Source organism: Haemophilus parainfluenzae (genome assembly GCF_014931375.1).
GTDB lineage: Bacteria > Pseudomonadota > Gammaproteobacteria > Enterobacterales > Pasteurellaceae > Haemophilus_D.
This window is the reverse complement of record NZ_CP063117.1, coordinates 1,302,501-1,321,727: the sequence shown is the minus strand read 5'-3', so window position 1 is coordinate 1,321,727 and position 19,227 is coordinate 1,302,501. Positions and strand designations below refer to the sequence as shown.

General features: G+C 39.7%; 13 protein-coding genes, 2 rRNA genes and 1 riboswitch (1 of these 16 cut by a window edge). Of the genes, 6 read left to right on the top strand and 9 right to left on the bottom strand.

What is annotated here, in order from left to right:
* Nucleotides 1-18 precede the first annotated feature (18 nt).
* Together nagK and INP95_RS06465 are read right to left on the bottom strand one after the other, a co-directional pair.
* Entirely contained in the window at nucleotides 19-936 is a 918-nt protein-coding gene (gene nagK / locus INP95_RS06470; RefSeq protein ID WP_197560362.1) for an N-acetylglucosamine kinase, read from the bottom strand.
* A 144-nt stretch (nucleotides 937-1,080) separates the two neighbouring features.
* Nucleotides 1,081-1,806: a phosphatase PAP2 family protein gene (locus INP95_RS06465; RefSeq protein ID WP_197560361.1), complete on the bottom strand. Its 726-nt coding sequence runs from the start codon at nucleotides 1,804-1,806 to the stop codon at nucleotides 1,081-1,083.
* 67 nt (nucleotides 1,807-1,873) lie between these two features.
* Here INP95_RS06465 and ribA point away from each other — a divergent pair, with 67 nt between their 5' ends.
* Entirely contained in the window at nucleotides 1,874-2,521 is a 648-nt protein-coding gene (gene ribA, locus INP95_RS06460) for a GTP cyclohydrolase II (RefSeq protein WP_178162217.1), read from the top strand.
* A 45-nt stretch (nucleotides 2,522-2,566) separates the two neighbouring features.
* Here the strand turns inward: ribA and INP95_RS06455 are convergent, their stop codons facing one another.
* Entirely contained in the window at nucleotides 2,567-2,710 is a 144-nt protein-coding gene (locus INP95_RS06455; protein ID WP_014065561.1) for a hypothetical protein, read from the bottom strand.
* Nucleotides 2,711-2,834: 124 nt separating this feature from the next.
* Nucleotides 2,835-2,879, top strand: a riboswitch (PreQ1 riboswitch).
* 1 nt (nucleotide 2,880) lies between these two features.
* On the opposite strand from INP95_RS06455, the gene queC reads away from it, so the two are divergent.
* The 5 genes from queC to gltS all read left to right on the top strand — a co-directional run bounded on the left by queC (nucleotide 2,881) and on the right by gltS (nucleotide 10,380).
* Nucleotides 2,881-3,558, top strand: coding sequence for a 7-cyano-7-deazaguanine synthase QueC (gene queC / locus INP95_RS06450; RefSeq protein ID WP_049383981.1), 678 nt, complete (start codon nucleotides 2,881-2,883; stop codon nucleotides 3,556-3,558).
* Between the two features lie 195 nt (nucleotides 3,559-3,753).
* Nucleotides 3,754-5,652, top strand: a complete 1,899-nt coding sequence (parE, locus tag INP95_RS06445) for a DNA topoisomerase IV subunit B (protein ID WP_197560360.1) — start codon at nucleotides 3,754-3,756, stop codon at nucleotides 5,650-5,652.
* A 16-nt stretch (nucleotides 5,653-5,668) separates the two neighbouring features.
* Entirely contained in the window at nucleotides 5,669-6,862 is a 1,194-nt protein-coding gene (gene nirK, locus INP95_RS06440) for a copper-containing nitrite reductase (protein WP_070590876.1), read from the top strand.
* An 11-nt stretch (nucleotides 6,863-6,873) separates the two neighbouring features.
* On the top strand, nucleotides 6,874-9,129 hold the full coding sequence (gene parC / locus INP95_RS06435; protein ID WP_070590878.1) for a DNA topoisomerase IV subunit A: 2,256 nt from the start codon (nucleotides 6,874-6,876) through the stop codon (nucleotides 9,127-9,129).
* 36 nt (nucleotides 9,130-9,165) lie between these two features.
* Nucleotides 9,166-10,380, top strand: a complete 1,215-nt coding sequence (gltS, locus tag INP95_RS06430) for a sodium/glutamate symporter (protein ID WP_070590880.1) — start codon at nucleotides 9,166-9,168, stop codon at nucleotides 10,378-10,380.
* A 51-nt stretch (nucleotides 10,381-10,431) separates the two neighbouring features.
* Here the strand turns inward: gltS and mfd are convergent, their stop codons facing one another.
* The 6 genes from mfd to INP95_RS06400 form a co-directional block, all read right to left on the bottom strand.
* Entirely contained in the window at nucleotides 10,432-13,869 is a 3,438-nt protein-coding gene (mfd, locus tag INP95_RS06425; RefSeq protein WP_070590895.1) for a transcription-repair coupling factor, read from the bottom strand.
* Nucleotides 13,870-13,985: 116 nt separating this feature from the next.
* On the bottom strand, nucleotides 13,986-14,159 hold the full coding sequence (locus tag INP95_RS06420) for a DUF5363 family protein (protein ID WP_014065161.1): 174 nt from the start codon (nucleotides 14,157-14,159) through the stop codon (nucleotides 13,986-13,988).
* Nucleotides 14,156-16,000 (bottom strand): tRNA(Met) cytidine acetyltransferase TmcA, encoded by a 1,845-nt coding sequence (locus INP95_RS06415; protein WP_070590882.1) that lies wholly within the window; start codon nucleotides 15,998-16,000, stop codon nucleotides 14,156-14,158. The genes INP95_RS06420 and INP95_RS06415 overlap by 4 nt, the downstream gene beginning before the upstream one ends.
* Nucleotides 16,001-16,003: 3 nt before the next feature.
* On the bottom strand, nucleotides 16,004-17,770 hold the full coding sequence (locus INP95_RS06410) for an ATP-binding protein (RefSeq protein WP_049384181.1): 1,767 nt from the start codon (nucleotides 17,768-17,770) through the stop codon (nucleotides 16,004-16,006).
* 103 nt (nucleotides 17,771-17,873) lie between these two features.
* Nucleotides 17,874-17,989 (bottom strand): 5S ribosomal RNA (rrf, locus tag INP95_RS06405).
* A 143-nt stretch (nucleotides 17,990-18,132) separates the two neighbouring features.
* A 23S ribosomal RNA gene (locus tag INP95_RS06400) occupies nucleotides 18,133-19,227 on the bottom strand; it runs 1,803 nt beyond the window's last position.

Sequence of the window (19,227 nt, the reverse complement as noted above, 5' to 3'; positions counted from 1 at the left end):
TGTATTTTTAGATTAAATCTATTCACAGTTTAAAAATAACGCGGCTGCTCCACGACCCCCCCCGGAATCACCATGTTTTGCTTTTTTGATTGGTGGCACTTTTGCACTACGCATTAAATGAGCAGGTAATGCTTTTGGTAACGCTTCATAAAGATAATCAAAATTCGATAAACCACCACCGAGCACTATCATATGCGGATCAAATGCAGTGATAATATTGCCGATAGAAATAGCCGCTAATTCAACAAAAATACGAACAAAATCAACCGCACTTTCCTCTTTCGCATAAAAGCGATCGATAATCTCTTTGGCTGATAACTCTTCCCCTTTTAAATCACGGTACAACATTTCAAAGCCGCGACCGGAAATATACGTATCTAAACAGGCCTGATTGCCACAACCACATTGGTAAATTGGCGCTTTATCCCAGCCCAATAACTTTAAGGCATGATAATTTAATTGAAGATGGCCTAACTCCCCTGCCATCCCGACTTGTCCTGAGTGAATTTTGCCATTAATTACAAAACCACCACCAAAGCCCGTCCCCAAAATAAGCCCTAATACAGAAGGATATTGGGTATTTTCTTCATCACAGGCTTCAGAGAGAGCAAAACAATTTGCATCATTTTCTGCCCGCACTTCACGATCTAAAACTCGTTCAAGATCGGCTAAAATTGGCTTATTATCTGCAACACGAATATTCGTCACTTCAGCAAGCCCAGTTGTTAAATTAACAAATCCAGGCAAACCTAAACCTACTGTGCCTTTTTCACCAAAGTGGGCATCAGCACGTTCTACTAGCGTTTTGATCGCTTGTAACCAATCTTGATAATCTGTTTGTGGCGTTGGCACGCGCTCGGTATAAAGTTTTTCTAATTTTTCATTAAAAGCAGCCAATTCAATCTTTGTGCCACCGATATCAATACCGTAATACATATTGTCTCCTCAAAGAGCGGTCAAAATTGTTGGAATGTCTGGACTGTATTTTCCTTGAAATCAAAATGAAAATCCATGATAAAAATCATATTTTCTACAAGCAATAAAAAAGACCGGCTTTATCACTAAAACCGGTCTTTGATTCTATTTATTGTTAAATAAGCCTTTCTTCTGTAAGAAACCAAAAATAATCAAATGAACAATCCACGCCGAAATTATCGCCACAAATAAATCGATAGGATAATGCATTCCAAGGCGCACACGACTAATCAACATTAATACGCCCCAAATTGTCATAGCACCAATAAGTAATTCTGCTTTAAAAGAACGATTGCCTAATAATTGGCTGAATCCGACGGCTAACATAAGCCAAGTGGCTGCAAAAATAGAATGTCCAGATGGGAAAGAATAACCCGTTTCATCTTCATAATGTTCTTTTAACCAGACAGGAGTATCCGCTTGTGTAGAATAAAATTTATCCACTAATTTCGCACGTTCTGAACGATCTTGATGATAAAAAGCATCTGTCGTACTTTCTGTTTTTTCCGCTAAATAGACAGTAAAAGGACGCGGCTCAGCGAAAACCGTTTTTAAACCTGTTTTAATCACTTGTGTAGATAATACCGACAGGCCCATTACAATCACGCCCATAATCCACTGTTTACGGTTTTCAAAAAGAAAACGGAAAAGTAAAGCAAACACACCACAGGTAATTAAAGCGTAAGGTACGCTACCGGTTTCGGTTAAAAGATAAAGCCAATAATCCCATTCCATTAATTGGTTGTTTCCATGCCAATGATAAGCAAAACCCCAAACAAAAAATGGTACAAGACAAAGGAATAACGTATATAATGACAGCCTTTTAAACATTGTTGCCTCTTGATAATAAAAATAAAGTGCATATTTTAACAGAATAAAATTGAAAAAAGGATAAGTTATGTCAAAAATCCAATTGGTTGCTCAAGCCAATTTGCCTACCGAATATGGCATATTTAAAATGGTCGGATTTGAATTTCCCGATACAAAAAAAGAGCACGTTGCATTAGTAATGGGGGATATTTCAAACCAAGATGAGCCTGTGCTCGCCCGTATTCATTCTGAATGCTTAACGGGTGATGCGTTACACAGTTTAAAATGCGATTGTGGTTTCCAGCTTGCAGCCGCATTACGTCAAATTAGTGAAGCGGGTCGAGGCGTATTGATCTATCATCGTGAAGAAGGGCGAGGCATTGGTTTAATTAATAAAATTCGTGCCTATGCATTACAAGATCAAGGCATGGATACGATTGAAGCCAATCTTGCATTAGGTTTTAAAGCCGATGAGCGTAACTTTAATGTGTGTGCCGATATGTTTGAATTATTAGGTGTGAAACAAGTTCGCTTGATGACAAACAACCCACAAAAAGTAGAAACGATGAAAAAAGCGGGCATTAATATTGTAGAACGTGTGCCATTAAATGTGGGTGAAAATCGTTACAATACGAAATATCTTGATACTAAAGCGAAAAAAATGGGCCATTATATTGTGCATAATAATGAAGAACATTTAATGACTTGCCCACATTGCCAAGAAGAAGTGATTTAAATAAAAAAGCCATACAACTGTATGGCTTTTCTTTTATCAAAACAATTATTGATTAACGCCCCAATGACGAGTGTCTTTATCAAATTTCATGCCTGAATGGGATCCTTCCGAACCATTAAAATAAACGTCTTTATTTGCGCAAGCTGAAATTACTAGTGCACCGATAACAATAAGAATTAATTTTTTCATTGTGTTTACCTTTTTTAAAACTAACTTACCAAAATTGTATCACAACTTTCCTCGTTTTTTCCTGCTTAAATTAGTCCTTTTCTTGCAAAATTTATCTTTGACTTCTACAATACCGCCTCATTTTTAACTTGTAGTTCGCAAACCTCCTACATAAAAAAACTAGGTATCCTATGAATATTTCAAATCCTAATCACAATCGTAAAGCCCTCGTAATCTTCTCTGGTGGACAAGATTCCACAACCTGTTTAATTCAAGCTATTGCCGAATATGGCGTAGAAAATGTGGAAACAGTTACCTTTCAATATGGCCAACGTCATGCTATAGAATTAGAAAAAGCCCGTTGGATCGCCAAAGATCTCGGCGTAAAACAAACGTTGATTGATACGTCTGTCATCAAATCCATTACCCATAATGCCCTAATGGATGCAAATGCAGATATTGAACAAAAAGACGGTGAATTACCGAACACCTTTGTGGATGGCCGCAATGCGCTCTTCTTATTGTATGCCGCGATTTACGCAAAAGGCCAAGATATTAATGACATTATCACGGGCGTATGTGAAACAGATTTCAGTGGCTATCCCGATTGTCGCGATGTGTTTATCAAATCCATGAATGTCACCCTTAATTTAGCCATGGATTATCCGTTCAATTTAAAAACACCGTTAATGTATCTTACCAAAGCACAAACTTGGGCATTAGCTGATGAATTAGGTGCGTTAGATTATATTCGCCATCACACTCATACTTGTTACGAAGGTGTTGAAGGTGGCTGCGGGGAATGCCCAAGCTGCAAATTGAGAGATAAAGGCTTGCTGGAATATTTAGCCACAAAAGTAAAAGCTTAGTATCGAGATAATTTAACCCATAACAGATTTAATAGGTTCAAATGAATCCAAAGTGCGGTCAAAATTCACGTCAAATTTTGACCGCACTTTTACTTGATATAGTATCCTTATCTTTTCTCATCTTTGATTTTATAAACGCGTCATTTTTTGATAAAATCACGCCAATTTTTTATAAATAAGTAACTAATTTTAAAAATGACTACAAATTATTCCGCTCAAGAAATTACGGTTCTGAAAGATCTCGAACCGGTGCAAATTCGCCCCGGCATGTACACGGACACGACTCGTCCAAATCATCTTGCTCAAGAAGTTATCGATAACAGTGTGGACGAAGCCCTTGCGGGTTTCGCCACTAAAGTTGAAGTGATTTTACACGCCGATCAATCGCTTGAAGTCATTGATAACGGACGCGGAATGCCAGTGGATATCCACCCAACTGAAGGGGTTTCTGGTGTGGAAGTCATCTTAACCAAACTTCATGCTGGCGGTAAGTTCTCGAATAAAAACTATGAATTTGCCGGTGGTTTACACGGGGTGGGGATTTCTGTTGTCAACGCCCTTTCTGAACGCGTAGATATTCAAGTTAAACGTAACGGCGAAGTGTATAAAATTGCCTTTGAAAATGGCGCAAAAGTAGAAGAATTAGAAGTCATTGGGACTTGTGGCAGACGTACGACCGGCACCACCGTTCACTTCAAACCAAACCCAAAATATTTTGATAGCAAGAATTTTTCTGTTAGTCGTTTACGCCACTTATTACGTGCCAAAGCCGTACTTTGTTCAGGCTTAGAAATTAAATTTATCGATAAAGTGAATAACACCGAAGATGTGTGGTGCTATCAAGATGGTTTATCCGATTACTTAACCGAAGCGGTAAATGGTTTTGAAACCTTGCCTGAAAAACCTTTTGTTGGTGAATTTAAAGGTTCAACTGAAGCGGTAAGCTGGGCATTATTATGGTTACCTGAAGGTGGCGAGCTTATTGCTGAAAGCTATGTAAACTTGATTCCAACAGTACAAGGCGGAACACACGTAAATGGTCTTCGCCAAGGCTTGCTTAATGCCATGACTGAATATTGCGAATTCCGCAATAAATTACCACGCGGCGTGAAATTAACCGCAGACGACATTTGGGATCGCTGTGCTTACATTCTTTCACTGAAAATGCAGGATGCCCAATTTGCCGGCCAAACCAAAGAACGCTTATCTTCCCGTCAAAGTGCGGTCTTTGTTGCAGGTGTTTTAAAAGATGCCTTCAGTTTATGGTTGAATCAAAACGTACAAGATGCAGATCGCTTAGCTGAAATGGCGATCAGTTCTGCACAACGTCGTCTGAATGCAGCCAAAAAAGTCGTGCGTAAAAAATTAGTGAGTGGTCCTGCTCTACCGGGTAAATTAGCCGATTGTGCATCACAAAATTTAGAAAAAACCGAATTATTTTTAGTAGAGGGTGACTCTGCGGGCGGCTCGGCCAAACAGGCGCGAGATCGTGAATATCAAGCGATCCTACCTTTACGCGGAAAAATCTTAAATACTTGGGAAGTCGCCAGTGATCAAGTGCTTGGCTCAACGGAAATTCATGATATTGCTGTGGCGCTTGGTATCGATCCTGATAATGAAGACTTATCTCAACTTCGTTACGGGAAAGTCTGTATTTTAGCCGATGCGGACTCTGATGGTTTGCATATCGCCACCCTACTCTGTGCCCTCTTTTTACGTCACTTCCCTAAATTGGTTCAAGATGGACACGTTTATGTGGCAATGCCACCACTCTATCGTATCGACTTAGGTAAAGAAGTCTTTTATGCCCTCGATGAAAACGAAAAAGAAGCAATTTTAGAACGCTTAAAAGGTAAAAAAGGCACTTTAAACGTACAACGATTCAAAGGTTTAGGTGAAATGGATCCATCACAATTACGTGAAACCACCATGGATCCGAATACACGCCGTTTAGTTCAATTAACCTATGAGCTAGGCGAAGATCAAGGCGCGGAAACATTAGAATTAATGGATATGTTACTTGCCAAAAAACGAGCGGAAGATCGCAAAAATTGGTTACAAACCAATGGCGACCAAGTGGATTTAGCTGTTTAATTATTTGAGGTCAATCATGAACGAACAACGTCGAGATTTTTTTAAAAACAGTGCACTAGGCCTAGCAACAATTACATTAGGTGCTGGTTTAAGCCTTATTCCTTCTGCTCAAGCAGAAGAAAAAGCCTCAAATACAGCAACCACTGCAGTTGAGAATTTACCAGAGATTGAAGCTGAACTGACGCTTGCGCCCAATGTGCCAAAACCGATTGAGCGTAACTATCCAGCAAAAGTCGTGGTAAAACTGACCGCACTTGAGCAAATTATGGATTTAATGGATGGTGTGCAATTTAAATTTTGGACATTAAATGGGAGCGTGCCTGCGCCGTTTATTCGTGTGCGCGAAGGCGACATGGTGGAAGTGCAACTTTCCAACTCAGCGAGTTCAATGATGCCACACAGTATCGATTTCCATGCTGCAGCCGTACCAATGGGCGGAGCACTCGCAAGTGAAACACCACCAACGCGTACATCAACCTTCCAATTTAGAGCGTTACGTTCGGGAATTTATCTATACCACTGTGGCAGTCAGCCTGTGGATATTCACCTTGCCAAAGGGATGTATGGTTTAGTTTTAGTTGAGCCCAAAGAAGGCTTACCAAAAGTGGATCGCGAATTTTACATTATGCAAAGTGAATTCTATACCAAAGGTGAATTTGGCGAGCCTGGCTTGCAACCATTCAGTATGCAAAAAGCCATTGATGAACGCCCTGAATACGTCCTCTTCAACGGTAAAGTCGGTGCAACTATGGACGGAAATGCCTTAAAAGCGAAAACCGGTGAAAGCATTCGTCTATTTGTAGGAAATGCTGGACCAAATTTATGCTCTTCTTTCCACTTAATTGGTGCTGTATTTGATAATGTGTATGTGGAAGGCGGTACGCTTGTTAATCATAATGTTCAAACTACCCTGATTCCATCCGGCAGTGCCACCATGGTGGAAACACGAATTGATGTACCGGGCACTTATGTCTTTATGGATCACTCGATTTTCCGTGCTGTAAATAAAGGCACGATGGGACAAATCGTGGTCGAAGGCGAAAAAAATCCGAATATTTATTCCGGAAAACTAAAAGACGAAGCCTTTAAAGAAGCCAATCCACAAAAACCACAACCTGTTCCTTACGAAATTGACAGTCATAAAGGAATGGATATGGGGCATTCTCATCACGAACATTCTGATGCGAGTTCCGGTGCAACCAGAAAATAGATTAGAAGAATATGAGCAATATTAATTACGAAGGCATCGAGCAGATGCCACTTCGCACCTTTACAGAAAAGGCTTATCTTAATTATTCAATGTACGTCATCATGGATCGTGCATTGCCTTTTATTGGTGATGGCTTAAAGCCTGTCCAACGTCGTATTGTTTATGCGATGTCTGAATTGGGGTTAAATGCTGCAGCGAAATTTAAAAAATCTGCACGTACCGTCGGTGATGTGTTAGGTAAATTCCATCCGCATGGTGACTCCGCCTGTTATGAAGCCATGGTTTTAATGGCTCAGCCCTTTTCTTATCGCTATCCTTTGGTGGATGGGCAAGGAAACTGGGGGGCGCCAGATGATCCTAAATCATTTGCGGCAATGCGTTATACCGAATCTCGCCTGTCCAAAATCTCTGAAATTTTATTATCTGAATTAGGCCAAGGCACTGTTGATTTCCAACCGAACTTTGATGGTACCTTAGAAGAACCTCAATATTTGCCTGCACGTTTGCCTCATATTCTGTTAAACGGCACCACCGGGATTGCCGTCGGGATGGCAACCGATATTCCACCACATAATATTAATGAAGTGGCGGATGCCGCTGTTATGCTATTAGATAATCCAAAAGCAGGATTAGATGATGTACTCAATATCATTCAAGGCCCGGATTTCCCAACTGAAGCGGAAATTATTTCACCAAAAGATGATATTCGCAAAATGTATGAAACCGGTCGTGGTTCTATCAAAATGCGTGCAACATGGCATAAAGAAGACGGTGAAATCATCATTAGCGCACTTCCTCATCAATCTTCTCCATCAAAAATCATTGCACAAATCGCTGAGCAAATGACGGCGAAAAAATTGCCAATGGTGGAAGATATTCGTGATGAAGCAGATTATGAAAACCCTGTGCGTATCGTGCTTGTGCCACGTTCAAATCGTGTTGATACTGATGCCTTGATGGCGCATTTATTTGCGACGACGGATCTTGAAAAAAGCTATCGTGTGAATATGAATATGATCGGGCTTGATCATAAACCGGCCGTGAAAGGCTTACTTCAAGTCCTCACTGAATGGCTGACATTCCGTCGCACAACAGTAACGCGTCGTTTACAACATCGTTTAGATAAAGTACTCGCTCGTTTGCATATCTTAGATGGTTTGATGATCGCCTTCCTCAATATTGACGAAGTGATTGAGATTATTCGTACTGAAGACGAACCTAAACAAGTTTTAATGGCTCGCTTTAACTTAAGTGATGAACAGGCTGAAGCCATTTTAAACTTACGTTTACGCCATTTAGCCAAATTAGAAGAACATCAATTACAAGCTGAAAAAGATAAACTCGAAGAAGAGCGGTCAAATTTAGAGTTAATTTTAGGATCTGAGCGTCGCCTAAATACTTTGATCAAAAAAGAAATTCAAGAAGATGCGAAAAAATACGCCAGCCCTAGAATGTCTCAATTAGTTGAACGTGAAGAAGCGAAAGCGATTTCTGAAAGTGAAATGACGCCAGCTGAACCTGTTACTGTCATCTTATCTGAAATGGGCTGGGTTCGCTGTGCGAAAGGTCATGATATTGATCCGGAAGGATTAAGCTATAAAGCAGGCGATAAATATCTGGCGCACGCTTATGGTAAAAGTAATCAACCGGTGATTTTTATTGATAGTACCGGTCGTAGCTATGCTTTAGATCCATTAAGCTTACCTTCTGCGCGTTCACAAGGTGAACCGCTCACCGGTAAACTTACATTACCGGCAGGTGCGACCATTGAACAAGTTATTATGGAGCCTGAAAAACAAGAATTATTGATGGCATCAGATGCGGGATACGGTTTTATTTGCAAATTTGAAGATTTAATTGCACGTAATAAAGCAGGAAAAGCCTTGATTTCTTTGCCAGAAAATGCGAAAGTCTTGAAACCTGAGACACTTTCCGAGTCGACCTCACTTCTTGTGTCCCTCACTTCAGCGGGTCGAATGCTGATTTTTCCGGTACGGGATTTACCGGCATTATCAAAAGGGAAAGGCAACAAAATCATCAGTATTCCAGCAGCGAATGCAAAAGCGCGGTCAGAATTATTGGTGAAATTGTTCTTAATTTCAGAGCAAGCCAGCCTTGAGTTCCATTCCGGTAAACGAAAAATCACATTAAAACCGGAAGATCTGCAAAAATTCCGAGCGGAACGCGGCAGAAAAGGCTCCCAATTACCACGTGGATTACATAGCAATGTTGACATTGTGGTGGTTGAACCTGAACACAACTCATAAGAATTCTCGAAACCAAACTAAATAGGAGGATATTTCGTGAATATTGTTTTTGATACCTATCAAACGCTTGCTTTAGCAAGTTTTGTATTATTACTTGGTTTTTTTCTAGTAAAACGTATTCGCGTTTTACAAACATTCAATATCCCTGAGCCTGTTGTTGGCGGCTTTATTGTGGCTATTGCATTAACCATTTTATACAAAGTAAACGGCACCTCATTTACCTTTGAGAAAAGCTTACAAACATCGATGATGTTAGTCTTCTTCTCCTCTATCGGTTTAAGTGCAAACTTTGCTCGCTTAATTAAAGGCGGAAAACCATTAGTTATCTTCCTATTTGCAGCCGCAATACTCATTGTTTGCCAAAATGTCATCGGTATTTTAGGTACTCAATTATTAGGTATTGATCCTGCTTATGGTTTACTTGCAGGTTCAGTTACCCTAACCGGTGGTCATGGTACAGGTGCGGCATGGGCAGAAACATTCACTAAAGAATTTAACCTACCTGCTGCAACAGAAATCGCCATGGCATGTGCCACATTCGGTTTAGTCTTCGGTGGTATCTTAGGTGGTCCAGTCTCTCGTTATTTATTAAATCGTCAAAAACAAGGTGAAAACCCAGAGAATGATGAAGTAGATGACGTACAAGAAGCATTTGAGCATCCAACTTACAAACGTAAAATAAATTCTCGCTCAATCATTGAAACTATCGCAATGCTTTCTTTATGTTTACTCATTGGTCAATATTTAGATGGCTTAACAAAAGGTACACACATTCAATTACCAACATTCGTATGGTGTTTATTTACAGGTGTAATCATTCGTAACAGCTTAACCCACTTATTCAAATTCCAAGTGGCTGATTCAGCAATTGACGTACTAGGTAGCGTTGGTTTATCTATCTTCTTAGCGATTGCTTTGATGTCTCTCAAACTTTGGGAATTAGCAGGTCTTGCAACAGATGTATTAATTATCTTAGCAGTTCAAGTTGTCTTCATGGCTTTCTTCGCTATCTACGTCACATACCGTATGATGGGTAAAGATTATGATGCGATTGTATTAAGTGCGGGTCACTGTGGTTTCGGTCTCGGTGCAACACCAACAGCCGTTGCTAACATGCAAGCAATTACTAGCCGTTTCGGACCTTCTCACAAAGCGTTCTTAATCGTACCAATGGTAGGGGCATTCTTTATCGACTTATTAAATGCCGGTATCTTAAAAATGTTCTTAAGCGTTGTTGAAGCGCTTCACTAATAAAAGGTAAAAAAGAAAGGCTGACATTTTGTCAGCCTTTTTATTTACTTGCTACTCAGTCAGCGTCTTCACTAAATCCATCACAAATTCTAACCGCACTTTGTTTTCTGGAAGTGCTTTCACAAACTTAAATTTTAATGGACCATCAAAGCGATAAACAATTGGATTTTGTTGAATCAGTTTAATGAATTTTTCAGGATCAACTTTTGCGGAAGGTGAAAATTCAATAAAGCCACCTTGAGCTCCTGCATCGATTTTCAATACTTTTAATGGTTTCACCATTAAACGCATTTCAGCAATTTGTAAAAGATTTTTAGTTGCCTCAGGTAACAAACCAAAACGGTCGATTAATTCAACTTTTAATTCATCTAACTCTTGTTTACTTTCCGCTGCCGCAATGCGTTTATAGAATGACAAACGCATATTCACATCGCCAAGATAATCATCTGGCAATAAAGCTGGAACACGTAGCTCAATTTCAGCTTGCTGATGTGTAATCTCTTCTAATGAAGGCTCTCTCCCCTCTTTTAAGGCTTTGACTGCTGCATCAAGCAATTCCATATAAAGCGAAAAACCGATGCTTTCAATTTGTCCACTTTGTTCATTACCTAATAATTCACCTGCACCACGAATTTCTAAATCATGTGTTGCAAGAATGAACCCCGCGCCTAAATTATCTAAACTTTCTAACGCTTCTAAACGACGTTTCGCATCTTTCGTCATTAATTTTGGCGGTGGTGTAAGCAAATAGGCATAAGCTTGGTGGTGAGAACGTCCCACTCGTCCACGCAGCTGGTGAAGCTGAGCTAAACCAAAATTATCTGCACGTTCAATAATAATCGTATTTGCCGTTGGTACATCAATCCCTGTTTCAATAATGGTGGAACAGACTAATACGTTATAACGTTGATGATAAAAATCACTCATCACGCGTTCAAGTTCACGTTCCCGCATTTGACCATGACCAATCACGACTCGAGCTTCTGGTACAAGTGCGGTCAGTTTTTCAGCCGTATTTTCAATACTCGCCACATCATTATGTAAATAATAAACTTGCCCACCACGTAAAATTTCACGCAGGATGGCCTCACGAATAATTAAATCATCCTTCTGACGAACAAACGTTTTGATACTCACTCGACGAGCCGGTGGTGTCGCAATAATAGAAAGATCGCGAATACCATTCATCGCCATATTCAAAGTACGAGGAATTGGTGTTGCGGTAAGCGTTAAAATATCAATATTCGCTCGAAGTTGTTTAATTTTCTCTTTTTGTCCCACACCAAAGCGATGTTCTTCATCGATGATAAGTAAGCCAAGATCAGAAAACTTCACATCGGATTGAATTAATTTATGGGTTCCAATTAGAATATCGACTTTTCCTTCGGCTAAATTTTCTAAGATTTGTTTTTGCTCTTTGGCTGTTTTAAAACGAGAAAGCACTTCCACATTAACCGGCAGATTAGCAAAACGATCTTTAAAATTCTCATAATGCTGTTGAGCTAACAAGGTTGTTGGAACCAATACAGCCACTTGTTTATGATTCATTACTGCCAAAAATGCGGCTCGCATCGCTACTTCCGTCTTCCCAAAGCCCACATCACCACAAACTAAACGGTCCATTGCTTTGGGCTGACACATATCTGAAATGACGGCATTAATCGCCATAGCTTGATCGTGCGTTTCTTCAAAAGGGAAGGTTGCAGCAAATTGCTGGAATTCCTCACGATCATATTTAAATTCAAAGCCTTTTTTCACTTCTCGCTGGGCATACACATCAAGTAATTCAGCAGCCACATCACGAATTTTTTCTGCGGCCTTTTGACGCGTTTTCGCCCATGATTCATTACCTAATTTATGTAATGGTGCGGTTTCATCTGAGCCCCCCACATAGCGACTAATTAAATGAAGAGAACCAACCGGCACATAAAGTTTGGACTCATTCGCATAATTGATCAGTAAATACTCTGCTTTTAAGCCCCCAGTATCGAGTGTCACTAAGCCACCATAACGCCCAACACCATGATCTAAATGTACCACAGGCTGCCCAATTTTTAATTCAGCCAGATTGCGCACTAAGGTATCCGGATTCACCGCCTTACGTTTATCACGCTGACGTTGTTGTACTCGCTCGCCTAAAATTTCATGCTCTGTAATGACGGCGAGTTTAGCCTCATCAAGAATAAAACCTTGCTCAAGACGACTTACCCACAGATTAAACTTGTCTTGATTGGCTTCAGATAAGGTTTTAATCTGTTTAGGCTTAATTTTTAATGGTGAAAGTAAATCCAGTAAGGTTTCACGTCGTCCTTCAGTTTCAACTGAAAATAGAACATTTCCTTTAAAATGCTCAATAAACTGACGAAGTTGCGATAACGGTTCTTTTTGCTGTGATTGAATGGTCACGGCTGGTAATGCGGACACCGCTAAATTTTTCTGACGAACAGATGACCGCACTTTTTCTACTTTAAAATTAATTTTAGGATAATTTTTTAATGCATGATTTACCGCATCAATGCTTAGCCACAAACGTTCTGGCGGCAAAAGAGGGCGCATTGGATCAACTTTGCGATGCTCATAACGCTGTTTGGCATCAAGATAAAAACGTTCACCTTGTGCTTGATTTGTTTCCATATCCACAAACAACGTTTTTTCTGGCAAGTAATCAAACAACGTTGCCATTTCATCAAAAAATAACGGCTGCCAATATTCAATCCCTGAGATTAGTGTGCCTTTACTGATTTGCTGATAAATATGTTCTGGATCACGACGAATTTCTCCAAAAGTTTCTCTAAATTGTGTACGGAAAAATTCAATGCCTTTCTCATCAGTTGGAAATTCGTGTGCAGGTAATAAATTAATAGATTGAATTTCATCTAACGTTCGCTGCGTATCGACATCAAAAGTACGAATCGAATCAATTTCATCATCAAAAAAATCTAAGCGAAATGGAACCGCACTTCCCATTGGGAAAAGATCTAAAAGTGATCCGCGCACAGCATATTCACCATGTTCTAGTACTTGCTCTACGGAACGATATCCTGCTGACTCTAATTGTAATCGCAATTTTTCAATGACAAGCTGGTCACCTTTTTTAATCAGAAGGACATTGTGCTGTAGATATTTCGGCGGGCACACGCGTTGCATTAATGTGCTAATCGGTAAAACAAAGATACCTTTTTTAGTATTTTGCAAATGAAATAGCGCACTTAAACGCGAAGAAATAATTTCTTGATGAGGAGAAAAAGAATCATAAGGCAACGTTTCCCAATCAGGAAAAAACTGAACGGGCTGAGAAGTTAAATCCGGTAAAACTTGTGATAAACGAACCGCACTTTTGGTATCCGGTGTCACAACCACAGTCAATCCATCGTATTGCTCTGCAATTTCACTAACAGCAAGTGCATCTGCACTCGCTAATACATTGCCAAGAATTTTATGATCATTGGGCTGAGTCGGAATATCAAAATTAAAATAGGTTGTTTTCATAAGTGCGGTCAATTTTTATCTCATTTTTGCGTGAACAGCTGATTAGTTTAACAAATCCACCCTACTTTTCAATAATTATCTGTATAAAAAAACAGGGTTATTTAACCCTGTTTCTCTTATTTTTTGAGTGGTTCTAGTGGTTTCTCTTTTTTTACCTTACCATCATCATCAAATTCAATGCGTGGCATACAACCTCGACAACTACCTTTATCTAAACCAAGCTCACTGCAAAATTTATTGTATTCATCTACCGCTTTACGGAACCAACCTTTTTTTTCTTGTTCGCTCATTTTGCCTCCTTTTTTAATTTTTGTGCAATTTCCGAACGTAATAATTTTAACCCATTTTTCTTATTATAGGGTATCTGTTTTGTGATGAAATAATCTCTCATTAAAGGGCAATCTTTTTCATCTAAATTCATTAAAAATCGACGAATTGCCGGCAAAGCGGAAGCTAAAGTGCGGTAAAAATAAGCAAAATTTTTTAAACTTAACCAATCTTCATCAAGCAATTCCCAATCTACTGATGTGGTATTAAATTCCTGAGCAAGTGGATGGAAAGACAAAGGCATATTCCGTTGAAAAGATTGCGTTGCTTCTTTTTCTAATTCAATCCCTTGTGCAGAAAGCCCTTTTAGAGCGATAGTTGAATAACAGCCACTACTTGCCTCTAAATGCTCGCCTAAATAAACAAGAGAAAAACCACATTTCTGCCAAAATTGAGCCAGTTCTTTGGTATAACCAAAACTCACTGATAAATAATCCAGATCGGCATTTTGTGTGATGTATTCAATAAGTTGTGTACCAATACCATGCTGCTGCCACATAGGCTGGACCGCAATTCTCGAAATACGTAAAGAATGTAATGTACAAGCCTTTTGTAGCTGAGAATGAAAACAAAGTGCTTGCGGGACAAGATTGCCTTTAGGACGTCTAGTACCTAGCTGAATGGCTTCTATAAGCGATGAATCTTCAATCCCGCCTTCTTTTAATGCCCAAACTGCACCTAATAAATCTTGTTCATTTTCAGCGGTAAAAAAACGCTGTGAATTAGCATCAAACAATCGCCGTAGATCTAATGGTGATGTACGATAATGGGCTAATGTCATCAAGCCATAGAATTGAGACAATGAAGAAAGTATTTCCTCTTGTGAGCGTTCAGTAATTTGGCATATTTTGCTTTTATCGTATGGCGTTTGTTTAAAGTCATCCTCTACATTCAATAATAAAAGCTCATCGATAAACGCCTCTAAAGCATCATCTTTCGACCAACGCAGCGGTTCAATAAGCTCAAAATCAGAAAAAGTGCGGTTAATTTTTTGCTTAAATTTAAGCTCAAAGCCTCGCCCCGTTCCCTCATAACTATGGATGGTAGTCGTAAATAGAATATGCTTAAAATGCTGGGAAAAAGCAGTGAGTTGAGCAATCGGCAACATTGCCGCCTCATCAACAAAAAGCCAAGCATTTTCAGAAAAAGAAGGATCATTTTGCAAAGCAAGGAAAAGCGCATCTGGTGCAATAAAGATAATTTCTTTTTGTGAAAATTCAGCCAAAATATTGACCGCACTTTTATTTGGAGCTGTGAGGTAAATTTTAGTATCCAGTTGATTCGCTAATAAGCCTGCTAGAGCTGATTTCCCTCTTCCTCGTTTGGCAGTAAGAAAGTAAAGTTCAGATTCTTTTTGTAAGATTTGCTCAATGGTTTTCTGCTGATCTAAGGTCGCATTGTGGTTTACAAATAACTGCTGAAAAGTGCGGTCAAACTTTAAATCATTTTGATGATAAAGGACGGGAAAATCATATTTATGAATACAATGCTTAAAATATGCAATAAATCTTGGCGTCGTAATTGCCTCAAGCGAACCTGACCAACGAAGACTATCTTCGTCTATTTGGGAATGAAGTTTCTCCCAATTTGATAGCAAAACAATTAAGGCACCATTCATTTTTAATGTACCGGCCGCAATGGCGAGCGCCTCTAAATGGATACCTTTTCGTGCATCAAACAAGATCGTCTCAAACTCTTGCCCAAGAAGATTTTGAATTTTAGAAAACTCATTAATGATCAAGGTATTTGCCGGCAAATTAGACGGCATATTCTCACTGATCAAAATTTGAAAATGACGTGTCATGAATTATTTTTCTAAATATGCTTCTAATTCAGCTACATTTTGAGACCATTCATTACTGAGTTGCTTTATCCATAAAGCAATATCAGATGCCCAATTAGGTAATGACGTGTCTTGAGCCTGTTTTGCGATATTTTGAATATTAACAAGCCCCACTGATGCTGCAGCGCCTTTTATTTTATGTGCCACATCTGACACCATTTGTTGCATATCTGCGTTTGTAAGATAATCTTCATACGCCGTTTCTAATTCATCTAAATAAATTGGCATCCACTGTTTGAATAACTCTACATTAGCTTTAGCTTGTGATTTTCCAATTAACTCAATAAGTGAAATATTAATACCTTCTTGAACTTGAGGGAGCTCTTCTTCATCAGAGGTAGTCTCGATATCATCACCTAAAAAGGTTTTAAAACACTGACGTAATTCCGTCAAAGAAAGAGGTTTACGTAACACACCATCCATACCTTGATTTTGATATTCCTCTTCGCTGTGCATTACATTTGCCGTAAAGGCAATTAAAGGTGGAAGAAAATCGTAAATCCCTTCTTCGTAGTTTTTACGCAAATAGTATGCGATATCAAAACCTGACATATCTGGTAACTTAATATCAAGAAAAACAATATCATAAGTATTTTTCTCAAATAATTGGATAGCCTGTTCACCATTCATCGCAACATCAACATAATGCCCCTGCTTCTCAAGAATACTTTTGGCTACAACGATATTCAATTCAACGTCTTCTACTAATAAAATAGAAAGATGCTGCATGGCTTTTTCAGCATTACCATCATGAGCTTGCGCTTTTTCTGCAATGATCGTTAAGTAAAAGGTTGAACCTTTTTCCAATTCACTTTCAACCGTTAAATCCCCTTGCATTAATTGAGCTAAATTCTTAGAAATTGCAAGACCAATGCCACTTCCCGCAGAACGATGAATATTATCTTTAACCTGATAGTACATGGTAAAAATCTTATCTAATTCGCAAGGTGCAATTCCTGCCCCCGTATCAGTAACACTAAATTGATACTGATTATCTTGCATTTTCTGCACCCTTAAAATAACGTCACCTTTGTCTGTGAATTTGACGGCATTACTAATTAAATTCCAAAGAATTTGGCTAAGGCGAGCACGATCGAGATAAAGCCAATTAGGTAAATTATCATCCAGCTTTAAAGAGAATTTTAGCCCCTTTTGTTCTGCCATCAAGGTGCCAAAATTATAGAAATCATTAAGTAGTGAATGGAAATCGCAAGGCTGAATATTTAATTCAATACGCTTAGAATCGATCTTATCTAAATCAATAATATCGCTAAAAATATGACCTAAACTGACCGCACTTAGATTAATTGTATTGAGATAATTTTGTTGTTGTTCTGTTAATTTATCATCCAATAGAATTCGACTAAGACCAATGATCCCATTTAAAGGCGTACGTAACTCATGGCTAATTGTTGCCAGTAAGGTACTTTTATCACGACTATTTTTTTCTAATCGAGCAAGTGTTTTAGAGAGCTCTAGACGGGAACGTTCTAGTCGTTCAACAAGTAGTGTAAAAAAATAAATAACAAAAGGCGCAGTAAATAAACCAAAAGTGATTGAGCGAGCAATGTCACTCCAGTGAATACCATCACTAAGAAGCGTACTTAATAAGATTTGTATACAGATAGCTAAAATCGCAAGAATAGCGATACCAAGTAAAGAGAAACGAACTCGACCTAATCGAATAACCCAATCAACATAACGTTGCGCAAAATATCTAAAGTTTTTCATGGTTTATATTGAGAAATAAAAATTGAGATCATTCTATATAATTTTTAATAAAAATCCATAAACAAAAACCCCAAGCCATTCAGCTCGGGGTTCTACATTCAGTACCTGGCGGTGTCCTACTCTCACATGGGGAAACCCCACACTACCATCGGCGCATCGGCGTTTCACTTCTGAGTTCGGTATGGGGTCAGGTGGGACCACCGCTCTATCGCCGCCAGGATTATTCCTTTAATAACTTCTTCTATCTCTTTCTGCTCTCACTATCTCTAGTGTCTCACAACCAAACAAGCTGATTAAACTTCAAAACTTTCTCTTTCGTCTCTGAGTTTCGTCTTACAACACCCAAAACCCTTGAGCGTTGTATAGTTAAGCCTCTCGGGCAATTAGTATCTGTTAGCTCAACGGCTCGCACCGCTTACACACCAGACCTATCTACGTCTTAGTCTTAAACAACCCTTACTGTCTTAAAAACAGGGAGAACTCATCTCTTGGCAAGTTTCGTGCTTAGATGCTTTCAGCACTTATCTCTTCCGCACTTAGCTACCCGGCAATGCGTCTGGCGACACAACCGGAACACCAGTGGTGCGTCCACTCCGGTCCTCTCGTACTAGGAGCAGCCCCAATCAATTCTCCAACGCCCACGGCAGATAGGGACCGAACTGTCTCACGACGTTCTAAACCCAGCTCGCGTACCACTTTAAATGGCGAACAGCCATACCCTTGGGACCTACTTCAGCCCCAGGATGTGATGAGCCGACATCGAGGTGCCAAACACCGCCGTCGATATGAACTCTTGGGCGGTATCAGCCTGTTATCCCCGGAGTACCTTTTATCCGTTGAGCGATGGCCCTTCCATTCAGAACCACCGGATCACTATGACCTACTTTCGTACCTGCTCGACTTGTCTGTCTCGCAGTTAAGCTTGCTTATACCATTGCACTAACCTGACGATGTCCGACCGTCATTAGCAAACCTTCGTGCTCCTCCGTTACTCTTTGGGAGGAGACCGCCCCAGTCAAACTACCCACCAGACACTGTCCGAGACCACGTTTCGTAATCTTCGTTAGAACATCAAACGTTAAAGGGTGGTATTTCAAGGTCGACTCCATAATCACTGGCGTGACTACTTCTAAGTCTCCCACCTATCCTACACATCAAAATTCAATGTTCAGTGTCAAGCTATAGTAAAGGTTCACGGGGTCTTTCCGTCTAGCCGCGGGTACACCGCATCTTCACGGCGATTTCAATTTCACTGAGTCTCGGGTGGAGACAGCCTGGCCATCATTATGCCATTCGTGCAGGTCGGAACTTACCCGACAAGGAATTTCGCTACCTTAGGACCGTTATAGTTACGGCCGCCGTTTACTGGGGCTTCGATCAGGAGCTTCTCTTTCGATTACACCATCAATTAACCTTCCAGCACCGGGCAGGCATCACACCCTATACGTCCACTTTCG

Excerpts from the sequence above, each read along its gene's own strand:
- nagK (WP_197560362.1), bottom strand. The coding sequence starts at position 936 with ATGTATTACGGTATTGATATCGGTGGCACAAAGATTGAATTGGCTGCT.
- INP95_RS06465 (WP_197560361.1), bottom strand. The coding sequence starts at position 1,806 with ATGTTTAAAAGGCTGTCATTATATACGTTATTCCTTTGTCTTGTACCA.
- ribA (WP_178162217.1), top strand. The coding sequence starts at position 1,874 with ATGTCAAAAATCCAATTGGTTGCTCAAGCCAATTTGCCTACCGAATAT.
- INP95_RS06455 (WP_014065561.1), bottom strand. The coding sequence starts at position 2,710 with ATGAAAAAATTAATTCTTATTGTTATCGGTGCACTAGTAATTTCAGCT.
- queC (WP_049383981.1), top strand. The coding sequence starts at position 2,881 with ATGAATATTTCAAATCCTAATCACAATCGTAAAGCCCTCGTAATCTTC.
- parE (WP_197560360.1), top strand. The coding sequence starts at position 3,754 with ATGACTACAAATTATTCCGCTCAAGAAATTACGGTTCTGAAAGATCTC.
- nirK (WP_070590876.1), top strand. The coding sequence starts at position 5,669 with ATGAACGAACAACGTCGAGATTTTTTTAAAAACAGTGCACTAGGCCTA.
- parC (WP_070590878.1), top strand. The coding sequence starts at position 6,874 with ATGAGCAATATTAATTACGAAGGCATCGAGCAGATGCCACTTCGCACC.
- mfd (WP_070590895.1), bottom strand. The coding sequence starts at position 13,869 with ATGAAAACAACCTATTTTAATTTTGATATTCCGACTCAGCCCAATGAT.
- INP95_RS06420 (WP_014065161.1), bottom strand. The coding sequence starts at position 14,159 with ATGAGCGAACAAGAAAAAAAAGGTTGGTTCCGTAAAGCGGTAGATGAA.
- INP95_RS06415 (WP_070590882.1), bottom strand. The coding sequence starts at position 16,000 with ATGACACGTCATTTTCAAATTTTGATCAGTGAGAATATGCCGTCTAAT.
- INP95_RS06410 (WP_049384181.1), bottom strand. The coding sequence starts at position 17,770 with ATGAAAAACTTTAGATATTTTGCGCAACGTTATGTTGATTGGGTTATT.